The 15,989-nt window shown below is 66.9% G+C and carries 12 protein-coding genes; 5 read left to right on the top strand and 7 right to left on the bottom strand.

Annotated elements, in window-relative coordinates; all coding sequences use genetic code 11:
• On the bottom strand, positions 1-1,835 hold a 1,835-nt coding region (locus AAG816_RS15600), incomplete at its 3' end, for a HAMP domain-containing methyl-accepting chemotaxis protein (RefSeq protein ID WP_341990571.1).
• 243 nt (positions 1,836-2,078) lie between these two features.
• Between AAG816_RS15600 and AAG816_RS15595 the strand changes: the two genes are divergently transcribed.
• The gene (locus tag AAG816_RS15595) at positions 2,079-2,831 is read left to right on the top strand and encodes an amino acid ABC transporter ATP-binding protein (RefSeq protein ID WP_341990576.1); all 753 of its coding nucleotides are present in this window, start codon (positions 2,079-2,081) and stop codon (positions 2,829-2,831) included.
• Positions 2,832-2,859: 28 nt separating this feature from the next.
• Positions 2,860-4,440: an ABC transporter substrate-binding protein/permease gene (locus tag AAG816_RS15590; protein WP_341990570.1), complete on the top strand. Its 1,581-nt coding sequence runs from the start codon at positions 2,860-2,862 to the stop codon at positions 4,438-4,440.
• Positions 4,441-4,539: 99 nt separating this feature from the next.
• Here the strand turns inward: AAG816_RS15590 and AAG816_RS15585 are convergent, their stop codons facing one another.
• Positions 4,540-5,793, bottom strand: a complete 1,254-nt coding sequence (locus tag AAG816_RS15585; protein ID WP_341990569.1) for a D-amino acid dehydrogenase — start codon at positions 5,791-5,793, stop codon at positions 4,540-4,542.
• Between the two features lie 271 nt (positions 5,794-6,064).
• Entirely contained in the window at positions 6,065-7,414 is a 1,350-nt protein-coding gene (locus tag AAG816_RS15580; RefSeq protein ID WP_341990568.1) for an aspartate aminotransferase family protein, read from the bottom strand.
• Positions 7,415-7,703: 289 nt separating this feature from the next.
• On the opposite strand from AAG816_RS15580, the gene AAG816_RS15575 reads away from it, so the two are divergent.
• From AAG816_RS15575 to AAG816_RS15565, 3 genes are all read left to right on the top strand, one after another.
• Positions 7,704-9,119, top strand: coding sequence for a PLP-dependent aminotransferase family protein (locus AAG816_RS15575; RefSeq protein WP_341990567.1), 1,416 nt, complete (start codon positions 7,704-7,706; stop codon positions 9,117-9,119).
• A 113-nt stretch (positions 9,120-9,232) separates the two neighbouring features.
• Positions 9,233-10,171, top strand: coding sequence for a dihydrodipicolinate synthase family protein (locus AAG816_RS15570; protein ID WP_341990566.1), 939 nt, complete (start codon positions 9,233-9,235; stop codon positions 10,169-10,171).
• Positions 10,172-10,275: 104 nt separating this feature from the next.
• The gene (locus tag AAG816_RS15565) at positions 10,276-11,388 is read left to right on the top strand and encodes a DSD1 family PLP-dependent enzyme (RefSeq protein WP_341990565.1); all 1,113 of its coding nucleotides are present in this window, start codon (positions 10,276-10,278) and stop codon (positions 11,386-11,388) included.
• Positions 11,389-11,753: 365 nt separating this feature from the next.
• Here AAG816_RS15565 and AAG816_RS15560 read toward each other — a convergent pair whose 3' ends face one another.
• The 4 genes from AAG816_RS15560 to AAG816_RS15545 are packed head-to-tail and all read right to left on the bottom strand — an operon-like array spanning position 11,754 to position 15,923.
• Complete coding sequence (locus AAG816_RS15560; protein ID WP_341990564.1) at positions 11,754-13,217, bottom strand: amidase; 1,464 nt, start codon at positions 13,215-13,217, stop codon at positions 11,754-11,756.
• 15 nt (positions 13,218-13,232) lie between these two features.
• Positions 13,233-14,018, bottom strand: coding sequence for an ABC transporter permease (locus AAG816_RS15555; protein ID WP_341990563.1), 786 nt, complete (start codon positions 14,016-14,018; stop codon positions 13,233-13,235).
• Entirely contained in the window at positions 14,015-14,863 is an 849-nt protein-coding gene (locus AAG816_RS15550) for an ABC transporter ATP-binding protein (protein WP_341990562.1), read from the bottom strand. Before AAG816_RS15550 ends, AAG816_RS15555 begins: the two co-directional genes overlap by 4 nt.
• Before the next feature lie 25 nt (positions 14,864-14,888).
• The gene (locus AAG816_RS15545; RefSeq protein ID WP_341990561.1) at positions 14,889-15,923 is read right to left on the bottom strand and encodes an ABC transporter substrate-binding protein; all 1,035 of its coding nucleotides are present in this window, start codon (positions 15,921-15,923) and stop codon (positions 14,889-14,891) included.
• Between the last annotated feature and the right edge of the window lie 66 nt (positions 15,924-15,989).

Here is a 15,989-nt window from a genome sequence, read left to right as displayed (position 1 = left end):
CTCATCTGGCGGATCTGGGCGCCGACGCCTTCGATCACCGCCACCGCCTGCTGGGTGGTGGACTGGATGGCGCTGATCTGGCTCTCGATCTCCTCGGTGGCCTTGGCGGTCTGGGTGGCCAGGGCCTTGACCTCGGAGGCGACCACCGCGAAGCCCTTGCCGGCATCGCCGGCGCGGGCGGCTTCGATGGTGGCATTGAGGGCCAGCAGATTGGTCTGCGAGGCAATGTTGGAGATGAGGCCGATGAAGTCGCCGATGCGGGCGGCCGCCTGGGCCAGTTCGCGGATGACTTCGCCGGTCTTCGCCGCTTCCGCCACCGCATTCGCCGACATCTGGGCGGACTGTTCCACCTGGCGGGCGATCTCGGTCACGGACGAGCCCAGTTCCTCGGCGGATGAGGCGACCATGACCACATTGGTGGAGGCTTCCTCGGCCGCCGCCGCCACCGCCGTGGATTGTGAGGAGGTCTTGCGGGCGGCCTCGCTCATGCCCTGGGCGGTGGTGTGCAGCTGGCTCGAGGCGGAAGCGACGCTGCCGATGATGGAGCCCACCGCACGCTCGAAGTCGTTGGCGAGGGTCATCATGCCCTTGCGCCGTTCGGCTTCTGAGCGTTGGCGGGTTTCGGCCGCATCCCGTTCCAGGGCGGCATTGCGGGTCATTTCCTCCTTGAAGATGAGCACCGCTTTGGCCATGGCGCCCACTTCGTCATTGCGGCCGATGCCGGGAATGTCCACATCCAGCTTGCCGCCGGCGAGGGTTTCCATGCTCGCGGTCAGGCCGGAAATGGGCCGGGTCACCCGACGCACCACCACCACCAGGCTGAAGCCGGCGATGACGACGGCGAGCGTGAGCAGGGCGGCGTAGAGGATCAGGGAACTGCGGGCTTCGCTGGCGGTCAGATCGGCCGCCGCATTGAGCTCGACCATCGCCGCCAGGCCGACGTCGGCGACGATATCCAGCATGGGAACCACTTGGCCGCGCCACTCCTCCAGGCTCGTGGACGGCAGCTTGCCTGCGCTCAGCGTCGACACGGCCTGGTCCCGCAGCGTCTTGAAGGGGCCGGAGAAATAGTTGTCCTGGGCCTTGGCCACGGCGGCCTTGAGGGCGGCGGGTGTCTCATCGACGTTCACCATCTCGCGCACTTCATTGAAGGCGAGGGCGGTGCGGGCGTCATCGTTGGACAAGGTGATGGCGTCTTGCGCCGTGAAGGGCTTCTGCTGGCGAATGGCGCTGCTGATGGCGAGCGCCGAGTTGCCGGCGGCCGTACGGGCAGCGCCTGTGGCGACGCGCACCACCAGGAAGCGCAGGAGGCCGGGCTGGAGTGTGCGGATCTGATGTTCCACCGTCTGGGTGGCGGCGTCGATCTGCTTGATGAAGGGCTCGCCTTCGGCCATCACCCGCGCCGCCAGCTTGGTATCAATGGTATTGCCGGTGCCCTTGAGCACCGCATCCACATCCGCGCGCTGCGCCTTGATGCCCTGGTAGGTGGTCCGCAGTTCCGGCGCCAGTGCTACCGCCTTCGGCGTGCCAAGTTTGCTCAGGCTTTCGATGGCCGCGGTCATGCCGGCATCGACCTTGGTCCGTCGCGCGGCGAGGCTGGTCAGCAGCGCAGGCAGCTTGTCGGACGGGGCCTGCAGCGCGGAATTGCTGTCGGAGCGTTCCAGCCGATAGGCGGTCAGCACCTGGAACAGGTTGTAGTCGATATCCGCATAGTCCGATGCGGCATTCGCGGCGGCATAGCGACCGTAGGCGCCAATCAATGAGGTGCCGCAAACCACCGCCAGCAAAGCACTGATGGTGCAAAAAAGTGCTATCAAGGTTGTACGAATGGACAATTGCATTGCTTCCCCCGAGTTTACATTCGAGGAGTTGCCCACCTAAAGCTGTGCCCAAGCTTGCATGCTGCAGTGCAGAATTCGGCTTATGTACGCAACGGTTGTGGTCACGCTAGGTAAGATTTGCGGTTGTGTGACATATGACCGAAGGGAGGCGACTGGGACCGCGAACTTCACCGTAATGTCATGGCCCGCCGCTAGTCCCACCATCGGCGCCGCCGCGCGCCGTTGGGAGACGACGTGATGCAGCCAATCGTGCGGGCGCAGGACATAACCAAGGCGTTCGACACCACGCCGATCGTCAAAGGCGTCAGCTTCCAGATCGGAACCGGCGACCTCGCCGCCATCATCGGCCCGGCCGGCTGCGGCAAGTCCACCTTGCTGCGCTGCCTGAACGGCCTTGAACCCTTGGATTCCGGCAGCATCGAGATCTTCGGCGTGAAGATGGCCCGCGAGCCGGGCGCGCCCGCGCCCACCAAGGAGACCGCCCGTCAGTTGCGCCAGAACGTCGGCATGGTGTTGCAGGGGAACAATCTGTTCCCGCACAAGACCTTGCTGCAGAACGTGATGATGGCCCCCATGGTGGTGCGCAATGCCCCGCGCGACGAGGCCGCGGCCATCGCCGAGCGCGTGCTGGAGAAGGTCGGCCTCGCCGGGGAGATGGACCGCTATCCCATTGATCTTTCCGGCGGCCAGCAGCAGCGCGGCGCCATCGCCCGCGCGCTGGCCCTGGCGCCCAAGGTGATGCTTTACGACGCACCCACCGCCGCGCTGGAGCAGGCCTTGGTGGACGAGGTGCTCGACGTGATGAAGGGGCTGGGCGGCGAGGGGCTGACGCAGATCGTGGTGACCGACGAGATCGGCTTCGCGCGCGAGGCCTGCGACCGCACGCTGTACATGGAAGACGGCGAGATCGTCGAAGTGCTGGTCAAGGACGAGGGGGCCGGCGGGCCGAAGGATCCTCGGACCCAGACATTCCTGGGCCGCTTTGCCTGATTTTTTCAGCTGTTTTCAGGTGGATGTTATGCGTTCTGTCATTGCGGGCCTTCTCGTTCTTGCCGGTTTCCTGGGGGGCGCCGACACCGCCCGCGCCCTGGATTGGTCGTCGTTCAGCTTCTTTGCCACCCGCGCCCAGGCGCCGGACCCGGCCATCACCACGGTGCCGCGCATCCTGCGCTATGGCGGCGATAGTGCCGCCGGTGCGCCGTTCATCTTCAAGGATCCCGCCAATCCCAGCCGCACCGTCGGTCTGGAAGTGGACATCATGGCGCAGTTGGCGCCGCGGCTCGGCGGCATGCCGATTTTCGTGCAGAACCGGTTCGATATGCTGATCGCGGGTCTCGGCACGGAGCTGTATGAACTGGCCGTCACCGCGCCAGCGATCACGCCCGACACGGCGGCGCCGACGGTGAACTTCTCCATTCCCTATTACACCACCTTCGGCCAGATCGTGATCCGGCGTGGCGACCCGGCCATTGCTGGGCTGAAGGGGCTCAAGGACAAGACGGTCGGGACGCTGAAGGCGAGCCAGATCGCCGAAATCCTCTCCCGCAGCCCCGATATCGTCCTGAAGACCTATGACACCGCAACGGAAGTCTTCGCCGATCTCAAGCGCGGCGAGATCGATGCCACCGTGGTGGATTTCCCGATCGCGGTCTATCAGGCGCGGCCGGACCGGGCGCTGCAATTCACCGGCGATCCCATCGGCCGCATCCAATATGCCATCGCGCTGAAGCGCGGCACCCATCCGGAACTGTACGGGGCGCTCAACACCGCCATCTATGCCATGAGCCAGGACGGCTCCCTGCGCCGGATCCTGGATCGCTGGGCGCTGTGGACGCCGATGATGGCGCAGGAGGTGGACGACAAGCGCCCCATGCAGGCGGAGCCCTCCGCCTATGAGCATTATGTGGAAGCCTCCACGCCGCGCACCTTCGTCTCCGAGGTGGAGCGCTATGTGCGCTTCCTGCCGCAGATCGTCCGCGGCGTAATCAGGACGTTGGAGGTCTCGCTCCTGGCCATGGTGGCGGCCATGGTGCTGGGCGCGGTGCTGGCGGTCACGCGGGTCTACGGCGGCCCGGTTCTGGGGCGGGCCGCACGGGCCTATGTGGATGGCATGCGCGGCATTCCGCTGCTGATCGTGGTGCTGTTCATCTATTACGGCCTGCCGACAGTCGGGCTTCAACTGGACCCGCTGGTGGCGGGTGTGCTGGCGCTAGGGCTGAGCTATGCGGCCTGGATGGCGGAGAATATCCGCGCCGGTCTGCGCGCCATTCCGCGCGACCAGATGGAAGCGGCCATCGTCCTGAACATGACCGAGTTCCAGGCGCTGCGGAATGTCATCCTGCCGCAGGCGGCGCGCATCGTTCTGCCGCCTACCGCCCGGAACTTCGTCTCGCTGATCAAGGATTCCTCGCTGGTCAGCGTGCTGCCGCTGCTGGAATTGACCAAGACCTACCAGCAGATCTCCGTGACTTATTCCGACTATTTCGGCACCGGCCTGCTGGTGGCGGCCATCTATCTGGTCATCAGCCTGCCGTTCGTGCGACTGGCGAAATGGGCCGAGATCTATGCCGGCCGCGGCATGAGCCGCGTGGCGCCTTGAGCGGACGCGGCTTGAACCGGAACGCGCATTCCTCGCTCAAGCCCGAAGGGGGCTTGAGCCGATCCCGACGACATGCCGTGGGCGGTCTGCCCGTCGGCCTCAGGCGTAGCGGGCGATGGTCAGGCCTTCCATGTCGATCTCCGGCGCGCGGCCGGACACCAGATCTGCCACCACCCGGCCGGTGCCGGCGCCCATGGTCCAGCCCAGGGTGCCGTGGCCGGTGGCCAGATGCAGATTGTCATAGCCGCACGGCCCCAGTATCGGCGGGCCATCGGGGGTGTTGGGCCGCAGGCCGCACCAGAAGGTGGCGTCCGCGACCTTGCCGCCCGCGGGGAACAGGTCGGTGACCACATGCTCCAGGGTCTGGCGCCGCTTCTCGCGCAAGGTGAGATCGAAGCCCGCCAGTTCCGCCGTGCCGCCCACCCGGATGCGATCGCCCAGGCGCGTGACCGCCACCTTGTGGGTCTCGTCCATCACCGTGGATTCCGGCGCGCCGGAGGCATCGGTGATGGGAATGGTCAGGGAATAGCCCTTTACCGGATAGACCGGCACGCTGACGCCCAGCGGCTTTAGAAGGGCGGGGGAATAGCTGCCCAGCGCCAACACATAGGCGTCCGCGCGCACGGGGCCCTGGTCGGTTTCGACCCCGGTGATGTGCTTGCCGTCGAAGGTCAGGGCCTTGATGGTGCGGCCATAGGAGAAGGTCACGCCGCTTTCGGCCGCCATCTCTGCGAGGCGGTTGGTGAATTTGAAGCAGTCGCCGGTTTCGTCGCCGGGCAGCAGCAGGCCGCCGGCCACCTTCTCGCGCACCCGCGCCAAAGCCGGTTCCACCCGAATGCAGCCGTCGCGATCGAGCATTTCATAGCGCACGCCGGAGCGCTCCAGCACGGCGATGTCTGCGGCGGCATGGTCCACCTGCGCTTGGGTGCGGAACATGTCCAGGGTGCCCTGGGTGCGCTCGTCATAGGAGATGCGGGTGCGCTGGCGCAGGGCGTCCAGGCAGTCGCGGCTGTATTCCGCCAGCCGCACCATGCGGCTCTTGTTGCGCGCGTAGCGGGCCTCGGTGCAATTGGCCAGCAACTGCATGCCCCACAGCCACATGGCCGGATCGATCCGGGGGCGCACCACCAGCGGGCTGTGCGGCATCAGCATCCATTTGACCGCCTTCAGCACCAGGCCGGGCGCCGCCCAAGGCGCCGAATAGCCGGGCGAGACCTCGCCGGCATTGGCGAAGCTGGTCTCCAGGGCGGGGCCGGGCTGGCGGTCGATCACTGTGACCTCATGGCCGTCCTGCGCGAGATAATAGGCGCAGGCCACCCCGATGACGCCCGAGCCCAGTACGACGACCTTCATGGGGAAATCCTTTGGCGGTGCAGTCCTGAGGACTGCCGCAGCATGGTGCCGCCCGCACAGCGCGGCAATGGGACTTAAGCCGAGGGACCTGGGCCGGGAGACCTGGGTCTTCGGCGCTGCGCCCAGGCGGTGGGCCGCAGGCGGGCAGATCGGTCATGAATCAATGGATCTGCCGGGCGCGGCCGCCAATGGCTGCGTCACCCGGCAGAGGGTTTTCCGGTGGTGCCGCGCGCCGGTGCCTGGGGGCTGCGGCGCCCGGGCGCTCGTCGCGTCAGGCGGCCTTGCGGATCAGGCTGCGCAGGAGGGCCACCATGTCCTTGATCTCCTGCTCGGTGGAGATGAAGGGCGGCGAGAAGGCCAGGCTCTCGCCAGTGTAGCGCATGTAGAGGCCGTCCTTCAGGCCCTGCTCGAACACCTTCAGGGCGCGCATGCCCGGCGCATCGGGATAGGGCTCCAGTTCCACCGCGGCGGTGAGGCCGAAGTTGCGGATGTCCACCACGCCGGGCTCGCCGCGCAGGCTGTGGAACTCTTCTTCCATCAGCGGCTCCAAAGCGCGCACGCGGCCGAACAGATCCTCTTCCTCATAGACGTCGAGGGAGGCGTGGGCGGCGGCGGCGGCCATGGGGTGGCCGGAATAGGTATAGCCGTGGCAGAACTCGATGGCGGCGGGCGGGCCGCTCATGAAGGCGTCATAGATCTCCTGGCGCGCGATCACGCCGCCCATGGGGATGATGCCGTTGGTGATCGCCTTGGCGAAGGTGATCATGTCCGGCACGATGCCCAGGCGCTCGGCGGCGAAGGCATAGCCGGTGCGGCCGAAGCCGGTGATGACTTCGTCGAAGATCAGCAGGATGCCGTGCTTGGTGCAAATTTCGCGCAGGCGCTCCAGATAGCCCATGGGCGGCACGATCACGCCGGCGGAACCGGACATGGGCTCGACGATGACGGCGGCGATGGTGGAGGCATCATGCAGCGCCACCAGGCGCTCCAGGTCTTCCGCCAGATGCGCGCCCCAGGCGGGCTGGCCCTTGGAGAAGGCCATTTCCTTGAGATCGTGGGTGTGGCGCATGTGGTCCACGCCCTGCACCATGCCGGCGGCGAACATCTTGCGGTTGGAGACGATGCCGCCCACCGACATGCCGCCGAAGCCGACGCCGTGATAGCCCTTCTCGCGGCCGATGAAGCGGGTGCGCGACGCATTGCCGGTCAGGCGATGATAGCCCAGCGCGATCTTCATCGCGGTGTCCATGGCTTCGGAACCGGAATTGCAGAAGAATACCCGGTTGAGATCGGCGGGCGCCATGTCGGCGATGCGCTCGGCCAGTTGCACGGTGGTCGGGCTCGCCACCTGGAACGAGGGGGCGTAATCCAGCGTGCGCACCTGGCGGGTGATGGCATCCACGATCCGCGGATGGGAGTGGCCCAGCGGCGTGCACCACAGGCCGGATGAGCCGTCGAACAGACGCACGCCATTGGCATTGGTGAAATAGGCGCCTTCCGCCGACACCAGGGTGCGGTCGGTGGGGTCGGCCTTGAAGCGCCGGTTCGAGGTGAAGGGCGCCCAATAGGGGTCCACATTGAGCTGCCGGGCGAGCCCGTTCTTATCGGTCACCTGATCCATCATTGTCTCCCGGAGCCGGCTGTGCACGAATGCGCGCCAAGCCTGAATACCAAGCAGACAGCATAAGCCGGCGGGCTGATTTGTATATATACAGATCGACACTCCGTGCTCGGAGCTGTAGTGGTCGCGGCACCGATACAGCGGTTGATGTCTTGACCGGATCTGAACTCTGGGATCCATTGGCGGCGGAGACTCATGGGCTGCCGGACGGCGCTGCGGGTGCGGTGTGGCCGATGGAATGTCCATAGGCAGTTGGATTTCAGCTTGCGGCGGTGGGGCCGGTCTATCCATGCTTGCGATCACGTTGGATACCTCCGGCAAGGTGCCTCTGGTCAGCCAGATCGTTGCCGCCGTCACGGCGCGCATCGCCGAGGGCGTGCTGCGTCCGGGCACCCGCCTGCCCTCGGTGCGGGTGCTGGCGGCGCAGTGCGAGGTGAGCACCCTCACCGTCTCCAATGCCTATAACCGCCTGGTGGCGGAGGGCTATCTGGAGGCGCGCCGCGCCAGCGGCTATTATGTGGCCGCCCGCAAGACCACCCGCGAGCCGCCCCGCCGCTTCGCCCCGGCGGTGTCCATCGATGCGCTCTGGCTGCTGCAGCGGGTCTATGAGGACGATCCCGCGCTGCTGAAGGTGGGCGCCGGCTGGCTGCCCGAGAGCCATCTGTTCACCGACGGCCTGCGCCATGCCTTGGCGGCGCTGGCCAAGCGGCCGGCCTCGGCGGTGTCGCGCTATGGCAATCCGCACGGCTATGCGCCGCTGCGCCGCTCCATCCAGATGCTGCTGGCCCAGCGGGCGATCGATTGCGAGCCGGACAACATCATCCTCACCCACGGCGCCAGCCAGGCGCTGGATCTGGCGGCGCGCGGCCTGTTGCAGGCGGGCGACACGGCGTTCGTGGATGATCCGGGTTATTGCAACCTGTTTCCCACCTTGCGCGCCCTGGGGGTGCGGGTCGTGGGCATTGAGCGCACCACCCAGGGGCCGAATGTGGAGGCGCTGCGCCAGCTGGCGGAGCGGCACCGGCCGCGGGTGTTCTTCACCAATACCATCCTGCACAATCCCACCGGTACCGGCTGCTCGCCTGCGGTGATCTACCGGGTATTGCGGGTGGCGGAGGAGTTCGACTTCCACATCGTCGAGGACGACATCTTCGCCGGCATGGCCCCGGACCAGGTGCCAAATATCGCCAGTCTCGATCAGTTTCGCCGGGTGCTCTATGTGGGCTCCTTCTCCAAGACCGTCTCCCCCAGCCTGCGGGTGGGCTATCTGGTGGCGGGGCGCGATCTGGTGGAGCGGATGCTCTATCTGAAACTCTCCGGTGGCCTCACCAGTTCGGAAGTCACCGAGCAACTGGTGCACACCATCCTGGTGGACGGCCACCATCGCCTGCACCTCGCCCGATTGCGCGACAAGCTGGCGGCGGCGCAGAAATCCGTCTGCGACAGCCTCGCCTCCGCCGGGCTCGACATCTTCCACCGCCCGTCCGGCGGCATGTTCGTGTGGGCCGGCTTCAAGGGTGCCACCGACATGGGCGAGGTCGCCCGCCGCGCGTTGGAGCAGGGCATCATGCTGGCGCCGGGCTCCTTGTTCTGCGCCGACCAGAAGGCCACCACCTTCATGCGCTTCAACGTTACCCATGCGGACCACGCCCGCCTCTACCGGTTCCTGGAGGAGATGGCCTCGGTCCCGCCGGTGGCGGCCTGAGCGGGCGAGATACGGCTTGATCCCGGCCGCAAGATCGTCCACTTCCAGCACAAATCCCGCGGCATCCGTGCCGTTTTGTCCTGAAACCCTGTCCTGATGACCTGGAGCTTCCCATGCGCCTGACCGCCGATGCCGCCGGCCTGTTCCCGATCGCGCCGACGCCGTTCCATGCGGACGGGCGCATTGATGAATCCTCCGTCGATACGCTGATGGAGCGCTATGTGGCCGCCGGCGCCACCGGCGTCACCGTGCTCGGCATCATGGGCGAGGCGCCCAAGCTGGAGCCGGACGAGAGCCTGGCCATCGCCTCCCGCTTCGTGAAGGGCATGGCCGGCCTGCCGGTGATCGTGGGCGTCTCCGCGCCGGGCTTTGCCGCCATGCGGGCGCTGTCGCGCTCGGTGATGGACAAGGGCGCGGCGGGCGTGATGATCGCCCCGGTGCCGAGCCTGCGCACCGACGACCAGATCCTGACCTATTACCGTCAGGCCATCGAGGCCATCGGCACCGACATTCCGTTCGTGATCCAGGACTATCCGCTCACGCTCTCGGTGCAGATGACCCCCAAGGTGATCCGCCAGATCGTCGAGGAGCACCCCTCCTGCGTGATGCTGAAGCATGAGGATTGGCCCGGCCTGGAAAAGATCACCACCCTGCGCAGTTTCCAGAAGGAAGGCACGCTGCGGCCGATCTCCATCCTCACCGGCAATGGCGGCATGTTCCTGGATTTCGAGATGGAGCGCGGCGCCGACGGTGCCATGACCGGCTACGCCTTCCCGGAAATGCTGGCGGATGTGGTGCGCCTGCAGAAGGCCGGCCAGCGCGAGGCGGCCCACGATCTGTTCGATGCCCATCTGCCGCTGCTGCGTTATGAGCAGCAGCAGGGCGTGGGCCTGGCGGTGCGCAAGTACGTGCTGATGAAGCGCGGCTTCATCGCCTCCGACGCCCAGCGCAAGCCCGGCTCCGCTCTGTCCGCCACCGCCCGCGCCGAAGTGGATTATCTGCTGGCGCGTCTCGCCAAGGTGGATGCGCGGGCCCTGCCCATCGCCGCCTGAGCACACGCGTCCAAGACGGCCGCGCCGGATCTTCCGGCGCGGCGCGCATCCGGGCCCGCCCGCACCCGGTGATGACCCTGCGGCCTCTCCCTGGAGCCCTCCCGATGCCGCTGCAACTGCCCCCCGCCGAACCCGGCATGCGCGAGGATGAGGTCGATACCCCGGCCCTGATCCTGGATCTGGATGCCTTCGAGGCCAATCTGGACACCATGGCCCAGCGCCTGGCGCCCACCGGCGCCCGTCTGCGCGCCCATGCCAAGACCCACAAGAGCGCCGTCATCGCCCGCCTGCAGATGGAGCGCGGCGCCATCGGCCAATGCGTGCAGAAGGTGGGCGAGGCCGAGGCGCTGGCCCGCGCCGGCATTGATGATCTTCTGGTCAGCAATGAAGTGATCGCGCCGCAGAAGCTGGCGCGCCTGGCGGCTTTGTCCCGCATCGCCCGCATCGCCGTGTGCGCCGATGATTCCGCAGCGCTTCCGGCGCTGGAGGCGGCGGCGGAAGCCGCCGGCATCCGCCTGTCGGTGCTGGTGGAGATCGAGGTGGGCGCCAAGCGCTGCGGCCTGGAGCCCGGCGCCCCCGCCGGTGAACTGGCGGCCCGCATCGCCTCATCCAAGCATCTGAGTTTTGGCGGCCTCCAGGCCTATTTCGGCAGTGCCCAGCACAAGCGCCAGCCGGAGGAGCGGCGTCTGGCCATCGCTTATGCCGGCACCTGCGTGGAGCGCACGCTGGACGATCTGCGCCGGCGCGGCCTGCATTGCCCGATCGTCGGCGGCGGCGGCACCGGCACCTTCGCCTTGGAGGCGGCCAGCGGCCTGTGGACTGAGATCCAGGCCGGTTCCTACATCTTCATGGATGCGGACTACGCCCGCAATGTCGAGCCGCCGCCGTTCCGCCACGCGCTGTTCGTGCTGGCCCAGGTGATGAGCGCGCCCACCGGCAGCGGCCGCGCGGTGGTGGATGCGGGCCACAAGGCTGCTCCCACCGACAGCGGCTATCCGCAGGTGTTTGAGCGTCCCGAGCTGGCCTATGTGGGCGCCTCCGACGAGCACGGCGTGCTGGAGGCCCGCGACGGCCCCTTGCCGGTCCTCGGCGAGAAGCTGCGCCTGATCCCCGGCCATTGCGACCCCACGGTGGACCGCTACGACTGGTATGTGGGCGTGCGCAAGGGTCGGGTGGAATGCCTGTGGCCGGTCACGGCTCGCGGCCTGATGGTGTGACGTGAGGGCGTCGCCGTTCGCGGTCCGGAGGCGCGCCGCTGGAACCCTCCCCTTGAGGGCAGCGGCATTGCATATGGAACTGGGTAGTAGATCAGGCGCGGATTGCCTGTTTGCTCGTCATGTCTGGGCTTGACCCGGGCATCCACGGGCATTGGCTTCGCGCTTGATTCCCATGCTCGCCTCGTCGGCACGACGTGGATGGCCGGGTCAAGCCCAGCCATGACGAAGCTGAAGGCTTGCAAGGCGCTGTGCGCCGCATCCGTTCGCTGTCCCTCCCCCGCAAGGGGGGAGGGGGGCGGGGCGTGCGCAGAAATGCGTCTAAGCGCAGAGACGGATCATGCTGCTGACCGCGCGCTCAATTCCTCTCACTCGAAACCCGGCGGCACGCGGAAGCCATAGAGGTCTTCCAGCGCCGCGGCGAAGGCTAAAGGCGTGCGGTCTTCCAGATAGGGGCCGATGATCTGCACCCCGGCCGGCAGGCCGTCGCGGGTGTGGCCGATGGGCGCCACGCTGGCCGGCAGGCCGGGCAAGGTGGCAAGGCCGGCCCAGAACAATTGGTCATTATAGTCCGCCCGCCGGTTGTTGACGCTCAGCGTGCGGGTGTCGCGGGTGCCGGCCTCGTCGATGGGGAAGGCGGCGGTGGTGCTGGCGGGGGCGAGGAGCACGTCATAGCGGGTGAAGAACTCCGCCCACGCGCGCTGGATGGCGGCGCGGCGCTCCTGAATGCCCAGCCACGTCCGGTGGCTCTGCAGCATGGCGCGCGCCGCATCGGTGACGTAGGAAAGATCATCCGCCGCCTTGGTGCGCAGCAGTGCTTCGGCGGCCTCCACCGCCGCCGGCGTCGCCCGGCTGCTGGAGGCGCCGCGCAGCACCTGGATCAGCACATGATGCTGCTCGGTGAAGTCGAAGGCCGGCCGCGCGGTCTCGTCCACGGCGACGCCCGCATCGCGGAGCTTCTGCGTCAGGCCGCGCAGGCGCTCCACATAGGCGTCGTCCACCACGGCGATTTCGGCGCTGTAGAGGATGGCGACGCGGAACCGGGTCAATTCCGTCGCGCGCGGCGCGGGCAAGGTGAGGCGCCAGGCGGTGGCCTCGGGCCCGGTGGGGCCGGCGAGCACATCCAGCAGCAGTTCCAGATCGCGGGCGGAGCGGGCCATGGGGCCGGGGGTGGCCACCTCATTGCCGAGGGTGATGCCGGGGCGCTCATTGCCCGCCTGCGGCACCACATAAATCGAAGGCCGGTGGCCGAACAGGCCGCAGAAATGGGAGGGAATGCGCACCGAGCCGCCCGCATCGGTGCCCAGTTCCACCGAGGTGAGCCCCGCCGCCAGCGCGGCCGCCGAGCCGCCGGAGGAGCCGCCGGGTGTGAAGCCCACCCGCCATGGATTTTCCGTGGTGCCGTGGATGGCATTGTAGCTCTGCCAATCCAGCAGATTGATCGGCACATTGGTCTTGCCGAAGATGATGGCGCCCGCATCCAGGAGCCGCTGTGCCGCCACGCCGGTGGCATCGGGCCGGAAATCGGCGAAGGCGGGATCGCCCCAGGTGGTGGGCCAGCCGGCGATGTGATGGCTTTCCTTCACCGTCAGCGGCAGGCCGTGCAGCGGCCCCCAGCTTTCGCCGCGGGCCTGGGCGGCATCGGCTTCGTCGGCGCGGGTTCGGGCCGCCTCCACCTCCAGATGGATCACCGCATTGAGCTGCGGATTGAACCGGGCGATGCGCTCCAGATACAGATCCAGCAGGGCGCGGGAGGTGATGGCGCCGCTGCGCAGGGCGGCCAGGAGTTCGACACCGGAAGCGAACGGAGAGGGGGCAGAAGCGGAGGACATAGGCTCAAACCTTGATCAGACTTCGCCCGAAGGCAGGTCGTCGCGGGCGCCTTCCCAAAAGACGGCGCGGCGCTGAATGAAACGCATGAGGGAGGACCCCGCCATGCCGATGACCGCCAGGATCAGCACTCCGGCAAACATGGTGCTGGTGCTCATGTTCACCGTGGCCGAGCCGATGAGATAGCCCACCCCCTGCTCGGCGGCGATGAACTCGCCCACCACCGCGCCGATCAGCGCCAGAACGATGCCGATCTGCAGGCCGGCGAAGATGGAACTGGCGGCGGAGGGCAGTTTCACATTGAGGAAGATGAAGGCCCGCGAGCGATTGAACGAGCGGCACATTTCCACCAGTTCGGGATCGGCGCGGCGGATGCCGACGATGGTGTTCACCAGCAGCGGGAAGAAACAGATCAGCGCCACCAGCACGATCTTGGACGCAAGGCCGAAACCGAACCACACCAGGATCAGCGGGGCCAGCGCCACCTTGGGCATGGACTGCACCGCGACGATGAACGGGAAGACAAATTTCTCGACCGTGGCGGATTCGGCGATGAAGACGCCGACAATGACCGCCAGCACGCTGCCGATCACATAGCCGGTGAGGGTGGAGGTCAGGGTATAGCGGATGTGCGGCCAGTAGCTGCCATCCACCAAGCCGTTATAGAGCGCGGTAAACACCGCCGCCGGCGGCGGCAGCAGATAGGACGGCAGCCCGGCGCCGGGGCGGGTGAAGAAGGCCCACACCGCAATCACCACCGCCAGCGTCACCAGAGGGTAAAGCGCGCTCTTGAGGGCGTTCATTGCGGGGTGTCCAAGGCGGGTGCAGGGGCTGACTGCGGCTGCGCAAGGCTGCGGAACAACTGGCGCAGGTCATAGGCGAGGGCGTTGAATTCCGGGGTCGAGAGGGTCTCGATGGTGCGTGGACGGGGCAGGGGGACTTTGATGTCCGCCACGATGCGCGCGGGGCGCCCGGCCACCACCACCACCCGGTCCGCCAGCATCACCGCCTCGGGAATGGAGTGGGTGACGAACAGGGCGGTCTTGCGCCCCTCCATCCAGATGGACTGCAGTTCGAGCGACAGATCCTCGCGGGTCATGGCGTCCAGCGCCGCGAACGGCTCATCCAGGATGAGCAGCGAGGGATCGTGCAGCAGCATGCGGGCGATGCCCACCCTTTGCGCCATGCCGCCGGACAATTGGAACGGATAGGCGTTCGCCGCCTGCGACAGGCCCACCAGATCGAGCAGCCGGTCCGCCTGTGCCCGGGTCCTGGCGTCGGCGCCGCGGGCAAAGCCGGCGGGCAGCAGCACATTGTCCCGCACCGTGCGCCAGGGCAGCAAGGTGGGCTTCTGGAACACCATGCCGATATCCGGCCGCGGGCCGGTGATGGCCCGGCCATCCAGCCGGATGTGCCCGGCGCTGGCCGGCAGCAGCCCGGCCACCAGCCGCAGCAAGGTGGACTTGCCGCCGCCCGATGGCCCAAGCACGGCGACGAAGGCGCCATCCTCCACGGTCAGCGACAGGTGCTCCAGCACCATGCGGCCGTTCGGCCCGCCATAATGGAAGCCGAGATCCTCGATCACCAGCCGCGGCCCCGGTGTCTCGGGAGGTATCAAGGGCTGGCTCATCGCCGGATCGGCGCTCATGGAACCCGTCCCGCCCGTGCCCGCCTCACGGCAGGGCCTTGGCCTTGGCGATCAGGGCCGGACGGTCGAACTTGGAAAATTCCGTGACAAATTGATTCGTGAAATAGGCGTCCAACGGCAGGTTGGACGTGGTGAATTCACCGTATTTATGCATGTCCGTGACATAAGCGCGGATGATGTCCATATCGAACGCGCCCGGAATCCGATCCTTGCCGGCGGCATCGCGGACCACCAAGGCGAGGCGGCGCTTGAGAATCTCCACATTGTCGGCCAGCGCCTTGTCCACATTCTCCGCGGGCTTGGCCTGGGGGGTACGCTTCCAGAACGCTTCAACACACGCCTTGGGATTGGCGTCACAGGCGATGACCGCTTCAGCATAGGCGCGGCCGAAACGGGCAATCAGGCCGGGATTGTCTTTGACTGTATCCTGATGGGTCAGAAATCCATTGACGATCATATTGGCGAAGACCGGTGGGTAGGGCAGTCGCCGCACTTTGGTGCCTTCCAGCTCCAGCAGATCGTTCCAGGTGCTGTTGAAGTTCAGTGCTTCCACCCGGCCCTCGCGCAGGGCATGGAAGCCGGAGCCGAGCACGCCCACCGCCACGATGGACACATCGGTGCCGGGCTGGAGGCCCACGGAGCGCAGGATGGCGCGGGTCTGCGGGATGGTGCCCCAGGTCAGTGCGCCGACACCGATTTTACCGTTCTTCAAGTCCTTGATGTTATGAATATTTGACGAGGCCAGAACCGCCAGTTCCAGAGAATTGTACGGATTGGCGTTGAACACATAGGTCAGCGGCAGCGGCGGCTCCCCAGTCTTGTAGGCGGCGAGCAACGTCTCCGGCAGCGGGAAGCCGAAGGTGACTTTCTTCTGCAAAACCTGCGGGACGATGGCACCGGCGCCCTGGAGCACCACGGTCTCCACCTCGATGTTCTCGGCCTTGAACAGGCCCATCTCATCGGCGATGGCATAGATGCCGCCATCGGTGATGGTCGGGGGAATAGCCAGGCCGATCAAGACCTTGTCCGCGGCGTGCGCGACGCCGGTGAGCAGGGCCATCGCACCGGCCGCCACTGATGCAATCCGCGTTGCGCGCGCGATCAATCCTGAGGACATTTGAACTCC

The sequence above is a fragment of the Azorhizobium sp. AG788 genome, assembly GCF_943371865.1.
In the GTDB taxonomy this organism is placed as follows: domain Bacteria; phylum Pseudomonadota; class Alphaproteobacteria; order Rhizobiales; family Xanthobacteraceae; genus Azorhizobium.
This window is presented reverse-complemented; position numbering and strand designations above follow the sequence as displayed.

Bases quoted from the DNA above. Each gene is read 5' to 3' on its own strand.
- AAG816_RS15595 (WP_341990576.1), top strand. From the start codon at position 2,079: ATGCAGCCAATCGTGCGGGCGCAGGACATAACCAAGGCGTTCGACACC.
- AAG816_RS15590 (WP_341990570.1), top strand. From the start codon at position 2,860: ATGCGTTCTGTCATTGCGGGCCTTCTCGTTCTTGCCGGTTTCCTGGGG.
- AAG816_RS15585 (WP_341990569.1), bottom strand. From the start codon at position 5,793: ATGAAGGTCGTCGTACTGGGCTCGGGCGTCATCGGGGTGGCCTGCGCC.
- AAG816_RS15580 (WP_341990568.1), bottom strand. From the start codon at position 7,414: ATGGATCAGGTGACCGATAAGAACGGGCTCGCCCGGCAGCTCAATGTG.
- AAG816_RS15575 (WP_341990567.1), top strand. From the start codon at position 7,704: ATGCTTGCGATCACGTTGGATACCTCCGGCAAGGTGCCTCTGGTCAGC.
- AAG816_RS15570 (WP_341990566.1), top strand. From the start codon at position 9,233: ATGCGCCTGACCGCCGATGCCGCCGGCCTGTTCCCGATCGCGCCGACG.
- AAG816_RS15565 (WP_341990565.1), top strand. From the start codon at position 10,276: ATGCCGCTGCAACTGCCCCCCGCCGAACCCGGCATGCGCGAGGATGAG.
- AAG816_RS15560 (WP_341990564.1), bottom strand. From the start codon at position 13,217: ATGTCCTCCGCTTCTGCCCCCTCTCCGTTCGCTTCCGGTGTCGAACTC.
- AAG816_RS15555 (WP_341990563.1), bottom strand. From the start codon at position 14,018: ATGAACGCCCTCAAGAGCGCGCTTTACCCTCTGGTGACGCTGGCGGTG.
- AAG816_RS15550 (WP_341990562.1), bottom strand. From the start codon at position 14,863: ATGAGCGCCGATCCGGCGATGAGCCAGCCCTTGATACCTCCCGAGACA.
- AAG816_RS15545 (WP_341990561.1), bottom strand. From the start codon at position 15,923: ATGGCCCTGCTCACCGGCGTCGCGCACGCCGCGGACAAGGTCTTGATC.